Genomic DNA, 18,030 nt, shown 5'->3' with positions numbered 1-18,030 from the left:
TAAACGATAATAAGGAACCTTACATGACCATACAGCAGTGGCTGTTTTCATTCAAAGGGCGTATTGGACGCCGTGATTTCTGGGTCTGGATGGTGACGTGGGTCGTCGCCATGCTGCTTCTTTTTTTCGTTGCTTATAACGCCTGGCTGAGCACGCAAACGGCGGCATTTGCACTGGTCTGCCTGCTATGGCCAACGGCGGCCGTCGTGGTGAAACGCCTGCACGATCGCGGCCGCTCCGGCGCGTGGGCATTTTTGATCATACTGGCGTGGATGCTGGTGGCAGGGAACTGGGCGATGCTGCCTTCCATCCTGCCGTGGGTCGTGGGCAGGCTGCTGCCGTCGGTCATCTTCGTGATGATGATTGTCGATCTGGGCGCGTTTATCGGCACCCAGAGCGAAAATAAATACGGTAAAGATACCGTCGAGGTGAAATACCGCTGATCACCAGTAGTGTTCGGCGGTCATATGGCCCGGCCGGCGGCGAAGATGTTTCGTCATCTGCCGGGTATCCTTCAGAAGCTGCTGCGTGTCCCGGACCATCTGCGGGTTACCGCACAGCATGACGTGGCTGGTTTCGGCCGTCATCGGTAAACCCACCGCGTCTTCCAGTGCGCCGCTCTCAATTAACGCCGGTACGCGACCGGTAAGCGCTCCTGCTACGGTTTCGCGGCTGACTACCGTCTGAATCTTTAACTTTCCGCCGTACTGCTGTTCCAGCGCCTGCATCTGCGGGAGATAGCTTAAATCTGCGGCATAGCGCGCGGCGTGCACCAGCACGATGTTTTTGAAGCGCTCCAGATCCTTACCGTACTGCAAGATAGAGAGATACGGACCGATGGCCGTGCCGGTTGCCAGCATCCAGAGCGTGTCACAGTCAGGGATCTCTTCGAGCACAAAGAAGCCTGCCGCTTCGCTCACAATCTGCACATCGTCGCCGGGCTTAAGGGCGGCAAGGCGCGGGCTGAGCTTACCGTCAGGAACGGTGACCAGATAGAACTCGAGGTCCGGGTTATCCGGCGCGTTAACGTAAGAGTAGGCGCGCTGCACGCGCTCGCCGTCGACATCCAGCCCCAGCTTGGCAAATTGCCCGGCCTTAAACGGGTGAACGGGAGCATGCAGGGTGAGACTAAATAGCGCATCGGTCCAGAATTCTATCTTTGTGACTTTACCTGTTACCCAGTCCGCCATGATCTTCTCCTGTGCAGTTTCTCTGTTCTATCTTCCGTACTTGTGGGAAACATTTCCAGCCCCTTCGGGCCGGAAAGCTCTATCGATCAAACGGTTTTACAGAATGTGGGTCTGCACGTCCGGGTCTTTACGGTCGAGATAGTGAATGGACTGAATGCGTCGGATGGTGCGCGATTTACCGCGGATCAGCAGCGTTTCGGTGGTCGCCATGTTGCCCTTGCGGGTGATGCCGTCCAGCAGATCGCCTTTGGTGATGCCGGTTGCAGAGAAGACGACGTTATCGCTGCGCGCCATGTCGTTCAGCGCCAGTACTTTATTGGCTTCGATGCCCATCGCTGCGCAGCGCGCCAGCTCGTCCTCACCGATACGACGGTTTTCGTCGCTGTCGCCTTTCACCTCATGGCGCGGCAGAAGGCGCGCCTGCATATCGCCGTCCAGTGCGCGGATCACCGCCGCAGAGACCACGCCTTCCGGCGCGCCGCCGATGCCGTAAAGCACGTCGACTTCGCTGTCCGGCATGCAGGTCAGAATAGACGCGGCAACGTCGCCATCCGGAATGGCAAACACGCGCACGCCGAGTGCCTGCAGATAAGAGATGGTGGCGTCGTGGCGCGGTTTGGCCAGAATGGTCACGGTGAGTTCGTTGAGCGGTTTAGCCAGCGCCGCCGCGATATTGCGCAGGTTGGCGTCCAGCGGCAGGCTGAGATCGATTGCGCCTTTCGCACCAGGGCCGACAATCAGCTTTTCCATGTACATGTCTGGCGCGTTGAGGAAGCAGCCTTTATCGCCCACGGCCAGCACCGCCAGGGCGTTGGCCTGGCCCATCGCCGTCATGCGCGTGCCTTCGATCGGGTCCACCGCGATATCCACCGCATCGCCTTTGCCGGTCCCGACCTTTTCACCGATGTAGAGCATCGGCGCTTCGTCGATCTCGCCTTCACCGATGACAATAGTGCCGTCGATGTTGACCTGGTTAAGCACAATGCGCATGGCGTGGACGGCCGCGCCGTCTGCGGTATTTTTGTCGCCACGACCCAGCCATTTATAGCCTGCAAGGGCGGCTGCTTCGGTGACGCGGGAAAACTCGATAGCAAGTTCACGTTTCATGAGGGACTCGTACAATCAAAAGGAATTGCACGAAGTTTATCACAGAGTGGGGAGGGGTGAGGGGACCGGTGCGGTTGGAGCCCCTCACCCTAACCCTCTCCCTAGGGGAGAGGGAATATAGGCTTACTCTTCGTGCTCTTCCCACGCCAGGGCGCGTTTCACCGCTTTCTTCCAGCCGCTGTAGCGGTAGTTGCGCTCGGTGGTTTCGATGCCAGGGCGGAATTCGCGTTCGATGACCGCTTTCTCCTGCAGCTCGTCCAGGTTCTGCCAGAAGCCTACCGCGAGACCCGCAAGATACGCCGCGCCCAGTGCCGTCACTTCACGTACTTCAGGGCGCTCAACGCGGGTGCCCAGAATGTCGGACTGGAACTGCATCAGGAAGTTGTTGGCCACCGCGCCACCGTCCACGCGCAGGGCGTGCAAACGAATGCCGGAGTCTGCCTGCATCGCTTCCAGCACGTCACGCGTCTGGTAGGCGATGGATTCCAGGGTCGCACGAATGATGTGGTTTGAGTTCACTCCGCGCGTCAGGCCGAAAATTGCGCCGCGGGCATACGGGTCCCAGTACGGTGCGCCCAGACCGGTAAACGCGGGCACCACGTACACGCCGTTGGTGTCTTTCACTTTGGTCGCGAAGTACTCGGAGTCAAACGCATCGCTGATCAGCTTCATCTCGTCGCGCAGCCACTGAATAGATGCGCCCGCCATAAACACCGCACCTTCCAGGGCATAGTTCACCTCGCCGCGTGGGCCGCAGGCGATGGTGGTCAGCAGGCCGTTTTCTGATTTCACCGCTTTCTCGCCGGTGTTCATCAGCATAAAGCAGCCGGTGCCGTAGGTGTTCTTCGCCATCCCTTCCTTGACGCACAGCTGGCCGAACAGCGCCGCCTGCTGGTCACCGGCGATTCCGGCGATAGGAATACGGGTGCCGCCTTTACCGCCGATGTTGGTCTGGCCGTAGACTTCAGACGACTTACGCACTTCAGGCAGCATCGCGCGCGGAATATCCAGCGCGTCCAGCATCTTGTCATCCCACTCCAGGGTGTTGATGTTGAACAGCATGGTGCGCGAGGCGTTAGTGTAGTCAGTAACGTGGACACGTCCCTGAGTCATCTTCCAGATAAGCCAGGTATCAACGGTACCGAACAGCAGCTCGCCGCGTTTTGCACGCTCGCGTGAACCTTCCACGTGGTCGAGGATCCACTTCACTTTAGTGCCGGAGAAGTACGGGTCAACCACCAGGCCGGTGGCGCTACGCACGTACTCTTCCATCCCGTCACGCTTAAGCTGTTCGCAGATCTCTGACGTACGGCGGCACTGCCAGACGATGGCGTTGTAAATAGGCTTACCGGTTTCGCGTTCCCACACCACGGTGGTTTCACGCTGGTTGGTGATACCAATCGCGGCGATTTCGTCGGAACTGATGTCGGCTTTCGCCAGCACTTCCACCAGCGTGGAGCTTTGTGACGCCCAGATCTCCATCGGGTCGTGTTCTACCCAGCCTGGACGAGGATAAATTTGCTCAAATTCGCGCTGTGACACGCTGACGATATTCGCGTCATGATCCATTACGACAGCGCGGGAGCTGGTAGTGCCCTGGTCGAGCGCAACGATATATTTTTTTTCGGTCATGGTATGTGTCCCGTAGTCAGATTACAGCGAAGCTTTTTGTTGTGCGGTAGAAGTCGTTTCCTTCTCCTCTTCCACACAGGTGTCGCACGGTAAGTGGCGACCAATTAATTTGCGATAGCCAAATGCACCCAGTGCCGCCCCTACGACTGGTCCGAACAGCGGTACCAGGAAGTAAGGAATATCTTTGCCGCCGGTGAAAGCCACGTCGCCCCATCCTGCAAAGAAGGCGAAGGTTTTTGGACCCAGGTCACGCGCCGGGTTCATCGCAAACCCTGTTAACGGCCCCATGGACGCACCGATGACAGCGATCAGCAGGCCAATCAGCAATGGCGCCAGCGGGCCACGCGGAATGCCGTTACCATCATCGCCCAAAGCCATAATGACGCCCATCAGAATAGCGGTAATCACCATTTCAACTGCGAACGCCTGCACAAAATTGATATGCGGGTTAGGGTAGGTTGAGAAGATGCCTGCCAGATCCAGACTTTCGACGCTGCCGCGCACCATATGATGCGTCTGTTCGAAGTCGATGAAAAGATTGTAATAAAGCCCGTAAACTAACGCCGCTGCGCAAAACGCGCCGGCAAATTGAGAAATAATGAAGGGAACAACTTTGCGTCCGTCGAAGCACGCGAACAGCCACAGTGCGATAGTCACCGCCGGGTTAAGATGTGCGCCAGAGACCCCTGCAGTCAGGTAGATGGCCATCGCCACGCCCAGACCCCAGATGATACTGATTTCCCACTGACCAAAACTGGCACCCGCCACTTTCAGTGCAGCGACACAGCCCACTCCGAAGAATATCAACAACCCGGTACCAAGGAACTCGGCAATGCACTGGCCTTTTAAGGTTGATGTCTGACTCATAATCGGAATCCTGAAGAAATTGATGTTTATTGTTAGCGTGGCCGCCCGTGACAGCCACGATGCCCTGTAGACATAGTGTTAATTTATCGTTAACGAGCAAAAACGAGAAATATCGAAATTAAAATGTGTGGTCTGTGTCAATAAAATGAGCGTTTTCGCGCCATAAAGCGCGTTTTTGCATCAGTCGCGCACGGTGTGCTGAATCATTTTTTTAACGAATGGATTAACAACTTAGAGGTATATGCCGCGAACGCACCAGGACGAGGCCGAAAAGTGTTGCAAACCGCGATCTACGTGGCATGCCGCTGGACAGGGGCGACTGCGCTCCATACAATCGGAACATATGTTGTGCGCGTTTACGTTAAAGCGTCGCCTTGCAATTCAGGAGAGGTAGGATCATGTCTTTAGAAGTGTTTGAGAAACTGGAAGCGAAAGTACAGCAGGCGATTGACACCATCACGCTGCTGCAGATGGAAATTGAAGAGCTGAAAGAGAAGAACAACAGCCTGGCGCAGGAAGTTCAGAACGCTCAGCACGGCCGCGAAGAACTGGAGCGCGAAAACAACCAGCTGCGCGAACAGCAGAACGGCTGGCAGGATCGCCTGCAGGCGCTGCTGGGACGTATGGAAGAGGTTTAATTCTGTCGGGATTGAACAGAAATAGCCGGGTAAGCGTCGCCGCTACCCGGTTTTTTTTCTCGATATCCAGCGCATCTTCCGACCGGATAATGCCGGTATTATCAGCATAAAGATGGTCGCCGGAGAAGAAGGTCACGCCGCCGAAATTCACGCGTACGTCGCTTTCGCCAGTATTCGGTTCATGACCGATAAGCCCCTCAGTCCGCATGGTCCTGACCGCCATATTTGGCTTTCAGCCGGGCAACAACCCGGTCCATTGCTCCGCGCTCTTTTGCAAACGTGCGGGCATAACGCTCCTTGCCCTGCAAGCCCAGCATTGGTCGCCAGACCTGCGGTGGATTATGCTCAGCGCCTTTGTTGACAGGGTCATTCTCAGCCGGCTGACAGGCCGCGACCACGTCAGCCGGCCATACCGGAATTTTACTGGTCGCCATCACCAGCCAGCGCGGAAAACTGAGCACGAAAAAGAGAGGCAACTGCAGCGCATTCACCAGCAACCCGAGCCGCCCGAACCATTGCTTACTGAGGTAAAGCAGCCCGAACAGCCAGCCCTCTTTCTGTTTTTCCACCGGCGGGCACCAGGCAATGGAGTCAGCCAGGTCCGGGAGATACTCATCTCCTTCTTCCATATAGCAGCGGATAAACTCCCAGTACATGGACAGCACATCGGGGTCACTTTCCAGATTAATCGGCAAAGGAATAGCCCCTGTGACAGTATCCCCGTCATCTCCCGTAAGACAACCCACAATGGTCCACTGCGTTGAGAGTCGCCCCTTCGTTGGGTGCAGGACAAATTTGAGCTCATCCCACGGCACAGACATCACTTTTCCGCCGGACTGGTACACATACACCATCCTATTTTTACGGTTAAAGCGGATCGGATAGTAGGTGCTGAAAAATACCTCGGAGGTCATCAGCCGGTATGTGAGTAAAGAAACCGGCAATGTAATGGCCCAAATTAAAACGGTTCCAAACCAGATGCCAAAACTGCGTCCTCCCCATCCCAATACCACCCCGATAATGCTGTAGCAAAACAAACTAAAGGACAGACAGAAAAAGATTACCCCTGCCAGCGTCCATGTTCCGCGCCAGTTGTAAGAACGGTCAACCAGCTCCAGATACGTCGTGTTCAGCCGCACCACGCTGTCGAACCCGGATATACCAGGAACATCCGGATCACCTGTTTTCTGCGAATAAATTTTAAAAACACCTTTATCGCTGAGACGACGAAATCCCTTATAGAACCGATTCGATGACGGGTCGACAGGGAATCGCTTAAAAGGGTTAAACATGTGCTCCTCCCTGTGCATTCAGGGCCATATAGCCGTCCTTTTCCATTTGTGCATCCGACCAGATAGCCGGGACATCGCTCTCACCCGGCGGCACCCGCCGCCACTGCGTACTGAGCAGCCAGGTCTGTATGTCGTTCCGGGCATGGCTTAACAGCCAGGCTCCCGCACCCAGAACCAGCAGCATCCCGACAATTATTCCTGCCAGACCGATAAGCCCCTCAGTCCGCATGGTTCTGCTCGCCATATTTGGCTTTCAGCCGGGCAACAATCCGGTCCATTGCTCCGCGCTCTTTTGCAAAGGTGCGGGCATAACGCTCCTTACCCTGCAAGCCCAGCATCGGCCGCCAGACCTGCGGTGGGTTATGCTCAGCGCCTTTGTTGACAGGGTCATTCTCAGCCGGCTGACAGGCCGCGACCACTTCCGCAGGCCATTCCGGGATTTTGCAGGTCAGCATGACCAGCCAGCGCGGAAAACTGAGAACGAAAAACACAGGAAGCTGCAGCGCATTTACCAGCAGGCCGAGACGCCCGAACCACTGCTTACTGAGATAGAACAGTCCGAACAGCCAGCCCTCTTTCTGCTTTTCAACCGGCGGGCACCAGGCTATGGAGTCCGCGAGGTCCGGGAGATACTCATCTCCCTCTTCCATATAGCAGCGGATAAATTCCCAGTACATGGTCAGGTCTTCAGGGTCCCAGTTGACATTAATCGGGAGAGGAATCGCTCCCGTGACAGTATCTCCGTCATCACCCGTAAGACATCCCACAATGGTCCACTGCGTTGAGAGTCGCCCCTTCGTTGGGTACAGGACAAATTTGAGTTCCTCCCACGGAATGGACAGCACCGTTCCACCGGACTGGTAGACATATACCATCCTGTTTTTACGGTTAAAGCGGATCGGATAGTAGGTACTGAAAAATATCTCAGAAACCATTAGCCTGTATGCAGCCCAGGAAAGAGGAAGTGATATTAAGCACCAGACAACAATCAAATATATCCAGGTCTTAAGCGGATATCCTCCCTCCCAGAGCATAGGGATTAACAACCCTAGAAAACCGCGAATAAACATAATATAGAATATTATTGCGGCCCCAAGAGTTAAGACACCTCTCCAGTTGTAATACCGGTCAACCAGCTCCAGATAGGTTGAGTTCATGCGCACCACGCTGTCGAATCCGGATATGCCTGGAACGTCCGGATCGCCTGTTTTCTGCGAGTAAATCTTAAAAACACGTTTATCACTGAGGCGGAGAAATCCCTTATAGAACCGTTTTGAAGGATCTTTTGCCAATCGTTTGAAGAGATTAAACATGCGTCCCCCCCTGTGCGTTCAGGGCCATGTAGCCGCCCTTTTCCATTTGCGTATTAGGCCAGATAGCCGGAATATCGCTCTCACCCGGCGGAATCTGCCGCCATTGCGTGCTGAGCAGCCAGGTCTGTATATCGTTCCGGCTATGGCTTAATAGCCAGGCTCCCGCACCCAAAACCAGCAGCATCCCGACAAATATTCCCGCCAGACCGATAAGCCCCTCAGTCCGCATGGATCTGCCCGCCATATTTGGCTTTCAGTCGGGCAACGATCCGGTCCATTGCTCCGCGCTCTTTTGCAAACGTGCGGGCGTAACGCTCCTTACCCTGCAAGCCCAGCATCGGTCGCCAGACCTGCGGTGGGTTATGCTCAGCGCCTTTGTTGACAGGGTCATTCTCAGCCGGCTGACAGGCCGCGACCACTTCCGCAGGCCATTCCGGGATTTTGCAGGTCAGCATGACCAGCCAGCGCGGAAAACTGAGAACGAAAAACACAGGAAGCTGCAGCGCATTTACCAGCAGGCCGAGACGCCCGAACCACTGCTTACTGAGATAGAACAGTCCGAACAGCCAGCCCTCTTTCTGCTTTTCAACCGGCGGGCACCAGGCTATGGAGTCCGCGAGGTCCGGGAGATACTCATCTCCCTCTTCCATATAGCAGCGGATAAATTCCCAGTACATGGTCAGGACATCGGGGTCACTCTCCAGATTAATTGGGAGAGGGATACATTCCGTAACAGTGTCCCCGTCCTCACCCGTAAGGCATCCCACAATTGTCCATTCTTTTGCCAGCCGTCCCTTCGTTGAACGCAGAACAAATCTGAGATCCTGCCACGGCAAGGAGAGGATTTTTCCGCCGGACTGGTACACATACACCATCCCGTTTTTACGGTTAAAGCGGATCGGATAGTAGGTACTGAAAAATACCTCGGAGGTCATCATCCGGTATAATCCCAAACAGAGCGGCAGCGTAAACCCCCAGATAATGATGTCAACAATCCAGAGAGCTGCACTATGAAAACCATCTTGCAACAACGTGATTAATGGCTGTAAAAACACATAAAAAGACAGACAAAAAAAGAAAACTCCGGCCAGCGTCCATGTTCCGCGCCAGTTGTAAAAACGGTCAACTAGCTCCAGATAGGTCGAGTTCAGGCGCACCACGCTGTTAAACCCAGAGACCCCTGGAACATCCGGATTGCCTGTTTTCTGCGAGTAAATTTTAAAAACACGTTCATCACTGAGGCGGAGAAAACCCTTATAGAAGCGTTTGGATGGGTCTGCCGGAAACCGTTTAAAGGGATTAAACATGCGTCCCTCCCTGTGCGCTCAGGGCCAAATAGCCTTCCTTTTCCATTTGCGCATTCGGATAAATAGGCTGAATGTCGCTCTCACCCGGCGGAACCCGCCGCCATTGCGTGCTGAGTAGCCAGGTCTGGATATCGTTTCGGGTCTGACTTAACAGCCAGGCTCCCGCACCGACAACCAGAAGCATCCCGAAAAATATCCCCGCCGGCCCTAGGAAAAACGCCGCCAGTTCTGAACTTTCAAGAATTGTTGCTGATAAACCAAAGCGGGCAAGGATTGCAACCGATATCTCGCTACCGCCCCCGACAGTCATCATCCCGACACCGAGGGCGTTAATCAAATGTGCAATACCGATACCTGTTTTTCCATTTTCTAATGCCTTCCGTCCATCTAGAACCTCTGTCAGGGTATAAACCATCCCCCCTCCGAATCCTAACCATTTAAAAAAAACAGATCCGAGAACCCTCATCGCCCCGTTTCTTATCACTGACAGCGTTGATGGCAGCTCCAGCTTCATCAGTGACGTCATCGCCAGCTTCAGCGCTTCCGCCGTTGACGCCACCGCCATGCTGGCGTTCGCCGCGAACACCGTCGCAGCTTTACCACCGGACGGCAGGCCGCTCTCTTTCACACCATACCCCAGCACCATCCACTGGAAGTACGCTGAGAACACCGTCCCGCCAAACGTCATGCCTTTCGCCGCCATCTCCGTCGCCAGCGTGCCGGGTTTCATCCCGCTCAGTTGAGCCACCGATGAGCCCAGCGATTTCGGGAACAGCATTCGCGCCAGCTCGTCCTCCGTGAGCATTGCCGTACTGAGCTTCGCCAGCCGCTCTTTAACCGGCAGGGCGGCCAGTGCCTTCGCTTCCTGCACGTCAATAATCCGCGGCAGAGATATTTTCTCCAGCGAGCGCTCCGGTAGCTCCTTCACCAGTCGGTCGGTCAGCTTTTGCATCGCGGTATATAATTGCCCGCCGCTGCGTCCACTCATTTCCAGCATCCCGGCCATTCCCCGGGTCATCGCCCCGACAAAGTTTTTCGTCCCCGGCACCACGCTGACGGCAGAGAACGCCTTACCCTGCATCGCCAGTATCCCGATAGCAAAGCGCACCGGCGTTCCTTTCACCATCAGATCCACCGATTTCATCATCGCCTCAGACCAGAGCATGCTGAGCTTTTCCAGCCCCGTCAGGATCGCGCTGGCATAGTTGCCGCTGTACTCCTTCGCGCCGTCCGCCAGACGGTCCCAGCTTATGCCCAGCCACCAGTCTGGTCCGCCGCTTTTCAGCTGTGCATTTGCCTCGGCAATCCAGCCGTCATGATTAAAGAAGGCCGCCCGCTGAAGAAAGTTTTCCGGCGTCAGCGGAGCCTGATTCAGCTGCTGATCGATGTGGGTAATCACTCCGCCTTTGTCGTTCATTCCTGCCAGTACTTTCGCTACTGTCTGGATATAGCGTCCGCCGCTGTGCGCGCAGGTCGGATCAAAGTGCTGCACAAAGTAATTCGCCATCGCCGGTCCCTGCAGCCAGGCCAGATACATCCGGGTGATGGGAATGACTGAACTTTTGTCATACTCGGTCAGCCAGTCTTTCAGTGTCTGACTGAATGTCTGTGTCTTTGCCCGGTCGATGTATTTTTCGTAGCCGGTCTGCCATGCCTCGTCCACCCGGTCCTTCCGGCTGGCCTCATTCAGGACATGCATCCGGTCAGCCATGTCCGGAGCCGGAAATCTCGGTCCTGCCGGCGTGTCCCTGCCGTAGCGCATCTGGCGCTCATAGCTTTCATCCCCGCCTTCTGCCCGCAGGTAAAAATAATTACGCATTGCCAGTTCGACGCTGCCGAGCATGGTCAGCAATGCAGTGCCACGGCTCAACTCCGGATCCGTGGCGATAGCCTGCTGCATCCGGTAGCGTGCCAGGGCTGAAATCTCCGTCGCCACCCCAACCGGGTCAGACAACATTAGAATCGCACCGTTGCCCGCGTTCAGATTATCTGCCGCCTGTCGTAAAGCGGCCGCAGAATGACTACTGACCGCTTTGAGGGGAGAGGGAGTCCAGGCTTTAAGAGTGCTGTTGCGCAGTCCTGGACTGTATTCAGCCACGCAATTAACGAGCTGACTGAAGGGCAGGGCCTGCTGACCGTTGTGGCTGGCAAGCCAGGCATCCATATCAAATTTCTGCATATACTGGCTTCGCCAGGCGATATCTTCATGCTGTTTGCGTACCACCGGTGTCCACGACTCTTCAGACCACGCAAACCAGTACACCCCGTTAAGGATTCCGGCGGGCTTTACCGGCAGTGTCACCAGGGAAGCGGTTGCCAGTTCATCTGGTCGGGTAATACAGGGGGTAATGTCCCCGCTTTCCACGCGCGGCGGCACGATGCCGTCCTCTGGAAGAGGATAAAAATAGCCGTCGCCGGTAGCATAATAGTTAATCCAGCGTTGTGAACGTTCCGCCCAGATGTATAAAAAGCCCTGCCTCAGCAGACGGGCGGTATAGTCTGCACCTCCTTCGGCCGTTACCGGTACGGTGATACTGCCGGATAAAGCCGGTAACGCGTCACCTTTTTCCATGATTGCCGGACGAACCGGCAGGACGGGTAAACCGTCGCGCTGGCAGAACTTACATCCCTTTTCATTGCTCATGATGAATCCATTCTTCTTCTGTCAGGTAAGCCCGTCCGGTAAGCAGGAAAGGTAACCCTGAAATTGTGGTGGTTATTTACTCATAATACACCGTAAAGACGTTAACCTAAGCTAAATTTTCTTTATTTCGTAAGCAGTTAGTGCGCATTTGCTGTGCAGGGAAAGTACGACGTGATATGCAAAATATGTGGCAAACGACGGCGATTGAATAAACGGTTATTCTGGAGCGCCGAAACCATCAGGAGACGCTACGGGGGAGTGTTATTGCAGTATAAAAAGAGGAAATATCTAAACCTGTGTTAACTTCACGGTTTGGGTGATGATAAAAACAAAGGCCATCCGATAAAAGATGGCCTGGTAAATTACTCAATATCCAGCGGATCTTCAGAAAGGATAATGCCGGTATTATCGGCGTAGAGATGGTCCCCGGAGAAGAAGGTCACGCCGCCGAAGTTAACGCGCACGTCGCTTTCGCCGATGCCGTCGCCCGCAGCGCCTACCGGAATGGCCGCGATGGCCTGAATTCCGATATCCAGGTCTTCGAGATCGTCCACCTGACGCACGGAGCCGTACACCACGATGCCTTCCCACTCGTTCTGGACGGCAATGCCGGCCAGTTCAGCATCAATCAGTGCGCGACGCACGGACCCGCCGCCGTCGACCACCAGAACGCGGCCACGGCCGTTCTGTTCGAGCAGATCGTACAGCAACCCGTTGTCCTCGAAACATTTCACCGTGACGATTTGCCCGCCAAACGATGACCGCCCACCAAAGTTGGAGAACAGCGGTTCAACGACGTTGACATCTTCCTGGTAGATGTCACAAAGCTCGGAGGTATCGTATTTCATAGGTTTAACGCTCAGTTGCTGCGAATGTGTTCAGTATATCGTGCGAAATGCGTTGTTGGCAAAATCATCAATTGTTAATTGATATTTGTCAGCTAACTGAGCGTCTGGCTTAACACAATCCCAATGACGAACAACAGGTTAGTCAGCAGCGCGCCTTTTACCGTTCGCTCCAGCATTGGCGGCATGGCTGCCGGGCTGAGTTCACGCATCACAAAGCGGGCCTGCTTAACCAGCAGCGGCGCGGCAAGCACAAACAGCCAGCCCCACAGACTATGCAGGGAAATCAGGTTAAACAGCGCCAGGCAAACCAGCGCGCCAATAAGCAGGCAGGCATGATAGCGGCGCGCATTCACCGGCCCCAGACGCACCGCCAGCGTGTTCTTGCCGTTCTCACGATCGCTGTCGATATCGCGCAGATTATTGATATTGAGCACCGCCGTCGCCAGCAGGCCGCAGGCGGTCGCCGGGAGGAACAGGGCAGGGATCACCGTATGCGCCTGTAAGTACCAGCTCCCCATTACGCTCAGCCAGCCGAAGAACACCAGCACAGAGATATCCCCAAGGCCAATATAGCCGTAAGGGCGCGTGCCGACGGTGTAGGTGATGGCCGCGATAATGGCGAGCAGGCCCAGCACCAGGAAGCCAATGAAGTCGCTGGTAGTTTTCGAGGCGACCGTCACCAGCGCCAGACCAGATAAGCAAATCAGCACCACGGTGATAATCAGCGCACGCTTCATCTGTGCCTGGGTGATCACCCCTTTTTGCATCCCGCGCAGCGGCCCGATACGGTCAGGCTTGTCGCTGCCTTTTACCGCATCGCCATAATCGTTCGCGAGGTTAGAGAGGATTTGCAGCAGCCCGGCGGTAATGAGCGCCAGACCTGCCACCAGCGGATCGAAATGCCCTTGCCACCAGGCAAGCGCGGTGCCGACAATAATGGCGGCAAAAGCCAGAGGAAGCGTTTTAGGGCGCAGACTTTCGAGCCACGCCTGAGTACGGCTGATATCAGTCATAGTAATTTAGCCAATAAAAATGGGGGCCTTAGCCCCCATTAACAGTGATGAGAATGCAGTAACCGCGATTATAGGATAAAACGGCTCAGATCTTCATCTGCCACTAACGCATCCAGATGTTTGCTCACATAGTCTGCGTCGATGGTAATGGTTTGACCGTTGAGGTCGCTCGCGTCATATGAGATGTCTTCTACCAGGCGTTCCAGCACGGTGTGCAGACGACGCGCACCGATGTTCTCGGTGGTTTCGTTGACCTGCCATGCGGCCTGGGCGATACGCTTGATACCGTCTTCGGTGAACTCGAGGTTCACGCCTTCGGTCGCCATCAGCGCCTTGTACTGTACGGTAGCAGAGGCGTTTGGCTCCGTCAGGATGCGCTCGAAATCTTCGGTGGTCAGCGCCTGCAGCTCAACGCGGATCGGCAGACGACCCTGCAGTTCGGGGATCAGATCCGACGGGCTGGCTACCTGGAATGCACCGGAAGCGATAAACAGAATGTGGTCCGTTTTCACCATGCCGTGCTTGGTAGAGACGGTGCAGCCTTCAACCAGCGGCAGCAGATCGCGCTGTACGCCTTCGCGGGACACGTCCGGACCGGAGCTGTTGCCGCCGCGCTTACAAATTTTGTCGATTTCGTCGATAAACACGATACCGTGCTGCTCAACCGCGTCGATCGCGTCCTGCTTCAGCTCTTCCGGATTCACCAGCTTCGCCGCTTCTTCTTCAATCAGCAGCTTCATCGCGTCTTTGATTTTCAGCTTACGCGCTTTCTGCTTTTGGCCGCCCAGGTTCTGGAACATGGACTGCAGCTGGCTGGTCATTTCTTCCATGCCCGGAGGCGCCATGATTTCCACGCCCATCGGCGCGGCCGCGAGGTCGATCTCAATCTCTTTGTCGTCCAGCTGGCCTTCACGCAGTTTTTTGCGGAACGCCTGACGCGCGGCTGAAGGCTCAGCCTGCTGTTCAGCCTGGCCCCAGTTGTTTTTCGCCGGTGGGATCAGCACGTCGAGAATACGCTCTTCGGCCATCTCTTCCGCGCGGTAGCGGTTTTTCTCAATCGCCTGGACGCGCACCATCTTAATCGCAGAATCGGTCAGGTCGCGGATGATAGAGTCCACTTCTTTACCCACATAGCCCACTTCGGTGAACTTGGTGGCTTCAACTTTGATGAACGGCGCGTTCGCCAGCTTCGCCAGACGACGGGCGATTTCGGTTTTACCGACGCCGGTCGGGCCGATCATCAGAATGTTTTTCGGGGTGACTTCGTGACGCAGCTCTTCATCAAGCTGCATACGACGCCAGCGGTTACGCAGCGCGATAGCCACGGAGCGCTTGGCGTTATCCTGGCCGATAATGTGTTTGTTCAGTTCGCTGACAATTTCGCGTGGGGTCATTTCAGACATGGGAGATCCTTACGCTTTGGAGGTCAATTCTTCGATGGTGTGGTTGTGGTTGGTATAGATGCAGATATCACCTGCAATATCCAACGCCTTCACCGCGATATCACGCGCGTTCATGTCGGTATTTTCCAACAGCGCGCGGGCTGCAGCCTGGGCATAAGGGCCGCCAGAGCCGATGGCAATCAGGTCGTTTTCCGGCTGAATCACGTCACCGTTACCGGTGATAATAAGCGAAGCGGTTTCATCCGCGACCGCCAGCAGCGCTTCGAGCTTGCGCAGCATACGGTCGGTACGCCAGTCCTTTGCCAGCTCTACGGCAGCTTTCACCAGATGACCCTGGTGCATTTCCAGCTTGCGTTCAAACAGTTCAAACAGCGTGAAGGCATCCGCCGTGCCGCCTGCAAAACCGGCGATCACTTTGTCGTTGTAGAGACGACGGACTTTCTTCACGTTGCCTTTCATGACGGTATTACCCAGCGTGGCCTGGCCATCACCGGCAATTACCACTTGGCCGTTACGGCGTACACTTACTATTGTTGTCACGAGCAGACCCCCTGGTTACAGATTCGGGAAACAGAAGCCCTGAGCCTGTGCTCAGGGCTGAATTAAATGATAGATGGGGGGGATTTTGGGGGGTTCAACCCCCGGAGGCGAGTCGAATGCAGTTTGTGTGGCCAGCCACTTTCAAACGTGAAATGGTGCCGTCTGCGTTTTCTTTGCCTTTAACCGGGCCGATCACCACGCGGTTCCAGCCGTTATTGGTGGTAATGCGTGAATCAAATCCTTCGAACGCCAGCTGAGCACGTACTGTTTCCGCCTGTTCGGCACCTTTAAACGAACCGCACTGCACCATCCAGCGGCGCTCGTCTTTTTTCTCTGCCGTCTGCTTCGGCGCTTCGGTCTCTTTGGTCACCGGCGCGGCCTGCTGCGTTTTCGGCTGCTGCGCGGTGGTATGCGCTGGCGTCTGGAGCAGATCCTGATACGGCTGCGCCGCTTGCTTTGGCGGCTGCGCTTTTGGCTGTTGAACAGGCTGCGACTGCACCGTACGCGTCTGCTGCTGCGGTTGCTGGTATGGCTGGGCCTTCGGCTGCTGTACCGGCTGAGTTTGCGTCCACTGCTGTTGCTGCTGCTGTTGAATTTGTGCCTGGCGCTGACGCTGCAGCTGCAACGTTTGCTGACGCTGCGCTGGCGTTTGTTCATTCCACGGCACTTCATTCAGCTGCGTCGGCTGCTGGCGCATATCGGCCTGCATCTGTGCCAGCAGCTGGCGCTGCTCGTCCGTCAGCTGATCGGCATTCTTCACTTCGCCACCGGCTGAGGGCTCAGTAGGCGCACGCACGCCGGGCTGACGACTTTCCAGCTCTTTAATATAGCGCCAGCGCTCTTCAGGTTTCGGCGGCAGACCATTTCCCACCACTTTGTTGCCCTGAAGGGCCTCGGACTCTTCTTTTTTATGGTGCGTGATGAAGTACAGGCCGCCAATAAAGGCCACCAGCACGGCCGCAGCAATAGCGACCATTGCTGGCGAGACCGCAGGCAGATTACGCTGCTTGCTTTTTGAACTGCTCTTTTTGCGTCGCGAAGGTGCCGGCTGGCCGCGACGTACATAATCTCGTTGTGCCACTATCGTTTCGCTGTATTTATTCGTTCGTCAGCCCGCCATGTTACTTAAGCGGCGGGGCTTTGACCAGATAAGGGTGTCCGAAAGGCGTTTACTTTAAGTCAATGCCTGGGTAGAGCCGCGAATAATCAGCTCGCAGTCCAGCAAACGCGAGCCGCTGCTAACCGTTTGACCCTGCAGCTGATCCAGCAGAAGTAGCATCGCTTCGCGGCCAATCTGATAGCGCGGTTGTGAAACGGTGGAGAGCGGTGGATCGCAAAACTCTGAAAGTGAAATGTTATCGAATCCGATAATCGACAAATCTTTCGGCACACGTAAGCCACGACGCTTGGCGTGTGAAAGCGCACCCAGCGCCATCACGTCGCTGTGGCAGAACACCGCCGTTGGCGGTTCCGGCAGCGCCAGCAGTTTCTCCAGCGCCTGTCCGCCCGCTTCAAAGGTAAAATCACCGCGCGCAATATAGTGCGGATCGACAATCGCACCGGTACGGCGCAGCGCCTGAACATAGCCCTGCAGGCGGTAGTGGCACAGCGGCATCTCTTCCGGCCCGGCAATGCAGCCAATCCGCTTATGTCCCAGCTCCTGGAGATAGTTTACGGCGTTGAACGCGGCGGTGAGGTTATCAATGTGGACCGTCGGCAGCTCAAGCTCTGGCGCAAATTCGTTGGCCATTACCATCGGCGGTAAATTGCGCTGCTCTTCGATGCTGGCATCAAACGGCAGGCGCGAGCCAAGCAGCAGCATGCCGTCAATCTGCTTGGTGATAATGAGGTCGATAAAGGTTTTTTCCTGCTGGTTCTGGTGAGCGCAGTCGCCAATCAGCACCAGATAGCCCTGCTCCGCCGCCGTCACTTCGATACCGCGAATGATCTCGCTGAAGAAGGGATCGCAGATATCCGGCACTATTACCAGGATGGTCCGGGATTCATTGCGCTTGACGTTCCGCCCCATCGCCTGCGGGAAATACCCCACTTCCAGCGCCGCCTGTTCAACCTTGTTACGGGTCGCCTGGGAGACTTTATCCGGGTTCATTAATGCGCGGGACACGGTTGCCGTTGAGACTTGTGCTTTCTCGGCAACGTCTTTCATGGTCGCCGTGGCAACCTCTTTCCTGGACTTCAACGTCTTCTCCTCGCCTGAACACCGAACTGCGGACAT

At 55.7% G+C, this 18,030-nt stretch carries 18 protein-coding genes and 1 pseudogene; 2 read left to right on the top strand and 17 right to left on the bottom strand.

Features of this window, described 5'->3' with window-relative positions; genetic code table 11:
• Positions 1–23: 23 nt before the first annotated feature.
• Positions 24–443 carry a DUF805 domain-containing protein gene (locus tag ACMGGH_RS04835; RefSeq protein ID WP_028014847.1) on the top strand — a complete coding sequence of 140 codons (420 nt, stop codon included), beginning with the start codon at positions 24–26 and terminating at the stop codon, positions 441–443.
• Here the strand turns inward: ACMGGH_RS04835 and fpr are convergent, their stop codons facing one another.
• From fpr to ACMGGH_RS04815, 4 genes are all read right to left on the bottom strand, one after another.
• Complete coding sequence (gene fpr, locus ACMGGH_RS04830; protein ID WP_047362494.1) at positions 444–1,190, bottom strand: ferredoxin--NADP(+) reductase; 747 nt, start codon at positions 1,188–1,190, stop codon at positions 444–446.
• Between the two features lie 96 nt (positions 1,191–1,286).
• Entirely contained in the window at positions 1,287–2,297 is a 1,011-nt protein-coding gene (gene glpX / locus ACMGGH_RS04825) for a class II fructose-bisphosphatase (RefSeq protein ID WP_028014845.1), read from the bottom strand.
• Positions 2,298–2,420: 123 nt separating this feature from the next.
• Positions 2,421–3,929: a glycerol kinase GlpK gene (glpK, locus tag ACMGGH_RS04820; RefSeq protein ID WP_028014844.1), complete on the bottom strand. Its 1,509-nt coding sequence runs from the start codon at positions 3,927–3,929 to the stop codon at positions 2,421–2,423.
• Between the two features lie 21 nt (positions 3,930–3,950).
• The gene (locus tag ACMGGH_RS04815) at positions 3,951–4,796 is read right to left on the bottom strand and encodes an MIP/aquaporin family protein (protein ID WP_028014843.1); all 846 of its coding nucleotides are present in this window, start codon (positions 4,794–4,796) and stop codon (positions 3,951–3,953) included.
• A gap of 398 nt (positions 4,797–5,194) precedes the next feature.
• Here ACMGGH_RS04815 and zapB point away from each other — a divergent pair, with 398 nt between their 5' ends.
• Positions 5,195–5,434 (top strand): septal ring assembly protein ZapB, encoded by a 240-nt coding sequence (gene zapB, locus ACMGGH_RS04810; RefSeq protein WP_028014842.1) that lies wholly within the window; start codon positions 5,195–5,197, stop codon positions 5,432–5,434.
• 58 nt (positions 5,435–5,492) lie between these two features.
• Here zapB and ACMGGH_RS04805 read toward each other — a convergent pair.
• The 13 genes and pseudogenes from ACMGGH_RS04805 to cytR form a co-directional block, all read right to left on the bottom strand.
• Positions 5,493–5,603, bottom strand: a pseudogene (locus ACMGGH_RS04805) (hypothetical protein); the annotation flags it as partial.
• Positions 5,604–5,631: 28 nt separating this feature from the next.
• Positions 5,632–6,726, bottom strand: coding sequence for a DUF6708 domain-containing protein (locus tag ACMGGH_RS04800; protein WP_232949072.1), 1,095 nt, complete (start codon positions 6,724–6,726; stop codon positions 5,632–5,634).
• A complete protein-coding gene (locus tag ACMGGH_RS04795; RefSeq protein WP_232949071.1) occupies positions 6,719–6,970 on the bottom strand; it encodes a hypothetical protein in 252 nt (83 codons plus the stop codon). Before ACMGGH_RS04795 ends, ACMGGH_RS04800 begins: the two co-directional genes overlap by 8 nt.
• Positions 6,945–8,039 (bottom strand): DUF6708 domain-containing protein, encoded by a 1,095-nt coding sequence (locus ACMGGH_RS04790; RefSeq protein WP_232949070.1) that lies wholly within the window; start codon positions 8,037–8,039, stop codon positions 6,945–6,947. The genes ACMGGH_RS04795 and ACMGGH_RS04790 overlap by 26 nt, the downstream gene beginning before the upstream one ends.
• Positions 8,032–8,268 (bottom strand): hypothetical protein, encoded by a 237-nt coding sequence (locus ACMGGH_RS04785; protein ID WP_232949069.1) that lies wholly within the window; start codon positions 8,266–8,268, stop codon positions 8,032–8,034. Before ACMGGH_RS04785 ends, ACMGGH_RS04790 begins: the two co-directional genes overlap by 8 nt.
• Positions 8,258–9,346 (bottom strand): DUF6708 domain-containing protein, encoded by a 1,089-nt coding sequence (locus tag ACMGGH_RS04780; RefSeq protein ID WP_232949068.1) that lies wholly within the window; start codon positions 9,344–9,346, stop codon positions 8,258–8,260. Before ACMGGH_RS04780 ends, ACMGGH_RS04785 begins: the two co-directional genes overlap by 11 nt.
• Positions 9,339–11,990: a T6SS effector BTH_I2691 family protein gene (locus ACMGGH_RS04775; RefSeq protein ID WP_232949067.1), complete on the bottom strand. Its 2,652-nt coding sequence runs from the start codon at positions 11,988–11,990 to the stop codon at positions 9,339–9,341. Before ACMGGH_RS04775 ends, ACMGGH_RS04780 begins: the two co-directional genes overlap by 8 nt.
• A 362-nt stretch (positions 11,991–12,352) precedes the next feature.
• Positions 12,353–12,838, bottom strand: coding sequence for a ribonuclease E activity regulator RraA (gene rraA / locus ACMGGH_RS04770; protein WP_014885702.1), 486 nt, complete (start codon positions 12,836–12,838; stop codon positions 12,353–12,355).
• Positions 12,839–12,930: 92 nt separating this feature from the next.
• On the bottom strand, positions 12,931–13,857 hold the full coding sequence (gene menA / locus ACMGGH_RS04765) for a 1,4-dihydroxy-2-naphthoate polyprenyltransferase (RefSeq protein ID WP_100171285.1): 927 nt from the start codon (positions 13,855–13,857) through the stop codon (positions 12,931–12,933).
• 62 nt (positions 13,858–13,919) lie between these two features.
• The gene (hslU, locus tag ACMGGH_RS04760) at positions 13,920–15,254 is read right to left on the bottom strand and encodes an HslU--HslV peptidase ATPase subunit (RefSeq protein ID WP_028014840.1); all 1,335 of its coding nucleotides are present in this window, start codon (positions 15,252–15,254) and stop codon (positions 13,920–13,922) included.
• 9 nt (positions 15,255–15,263) lie between these two features.
• Entirely contained in the window at positions 15,264–15,794 is a 531-nt protein-coding gene (gene hslV, locus ACMGGH_RS04755) for an ATP-dependent protease subunit HslV (protein ID WP_014072345.1), read from the bottom strand.
• A 94-nt stretch (positions 15,795–15,888) separates the two neighbouring features.
• Positions 15,889–16,875: a cell division protein FtsN gene (gene ftsN / locus ACMGGH_RS04750; protein WP_028014839.1), complete on the bottom strand. Its 987-nt coding sequence runs from the start codon at positions 16,873–16,875 to the stop codon at positions 15,889–15,891.
• Positions 16,876–16,968: 93 nt separating this feature from the next.
• Positions 16,969–17,994 (bottom strand): DNA-binding transcriptional regulator CytR, encoded by a 1,026-nt coding sequence (gene cytR, locus ACMGGH_RS04745; RefSeq protein ID WP_041911797.1) that lies wholly within the window; start codon positions 17,992–17,994, stop codon positions 16,969–16,971.
• Positions 17,995–18,030: the final 36 nt, after the last annotated feature.

This window comes from Enterobacter sp. BNK-16 (assembly GCF_048684955.1).
In the GTDB taxonomy this organism is placed as follows: Bacteria; Pseudomonadota; Gammaproteobacteria; order Enterobacterales; family Enterobacteriaceae; genus Enterobacter; species Enterobacter bugandensis.
The sequence above is the reverse complement of the archived record's forward strand: the minus strand, read 5'-3'. Positions and strand labels throughout refer to the sequence as shown.

Excerpts from the sequence above, each read along its gene's own strand:
- ACMGGH_RS04795 (WP_232949071.1), bottom strand. The coding sequence starts at position 6,970 with ATGGCGAGCAGAACCATGCGGACTGAGGGGCTTATCGGTCTGGCAGGA.
- fpr (WP_047362494.1), bottom strand. The coding sequence starts at position 1,190 with ATGGCGGACTGGGTAACAGGTAAAGTCACAAAGATAGAATTCTGGACC.
- zapB (WP_028014842.1), top strand. The coding sequence starts at position 5,195 with ATGTCTTTAGAAGTGTTTGAGAAACTGGAAGCGAAAGTACAGCAGGCG.
- ACMGGH_RS04835 (WP_028014847.1), top strand. The coding sequence starts at position 24 with ATGACCATACAGCAGTGGCTGTTTTCATTCAAAGGGCGTATTGGACGC.
- ACMGGH_RS04775 (WP_232949067.1), bottom strand. The coding sequence starts at position 11,990 with ATGAGCAATGAAAAGGGATGTAAGTTCTGCCAGCGCGACGGTTTACCC.
- rraA (WP_014885702.1), bottom strand. The coding sequence starts at position 12,838 with ATGAAATACGATACCTCCGAGCTTTGTGACATCTACCAGGAAGATGTC.
- ACMGGH_RS04785 (WP_232949069.1), bottom strand. The coding sequence starts at position 8,268 with ATGCGGACTGAGGGGCTTATCGGTCTGGCGGGAATATTTGTCGGGATG.
- glpX (WP_028014845.1), bottom strand. The coding sequence starts at position 2,297 with ATGAAACGTGAACTTGCTATCGAGTTTTCCCGCGTCACCGAAGCAGCC.
- ACMGGH_RS04800 (WP_232949072.1), bottom strand. The coding sequence starts at position 6,726 with ATGTTTAACCCTTTTAAGCGATTCCCTGTCGACCCGTCATCGAATCGG.
- glpK (WP_028014844.1), bottom strand. The coding sequence starts at position 3,929 with ATGACCGAAAAAAAATATATCGTTGCGCTCGACCAGGGCACTACCAGC.
- ACMGGH_RS04780 (WP_232949068.1), bottom strand. The coding sequence starts at position 9,346 with ATGTTTAATCCCTTTAAACGGTTTCCGGCAGACCCATCCAAACGCTTC.
- hslU (WP_028014840.1), bottom strand. The coding sequence starts at position 15,254 with ATGTCTGAAATGACCCCACGCGAAATTGTCAGCGAACTGAACAAACAC.
- ACMGGH_RS04790 (WP_232949070.1), bottom strand. The coding sequence starts at position 8,039 with ATGTTTAATCTCTTCAAACGATTGGCAAAAGATCCTTCAAAACGGTTC.
- ACMGGH_RS04815 (WP_028014843.1), bottom strand. The coding sequence starts at position 4,796 with ATGAGTCAGACATCAACCTTAAAAGGCCAGTGCATTGCCGAGTTCCTT.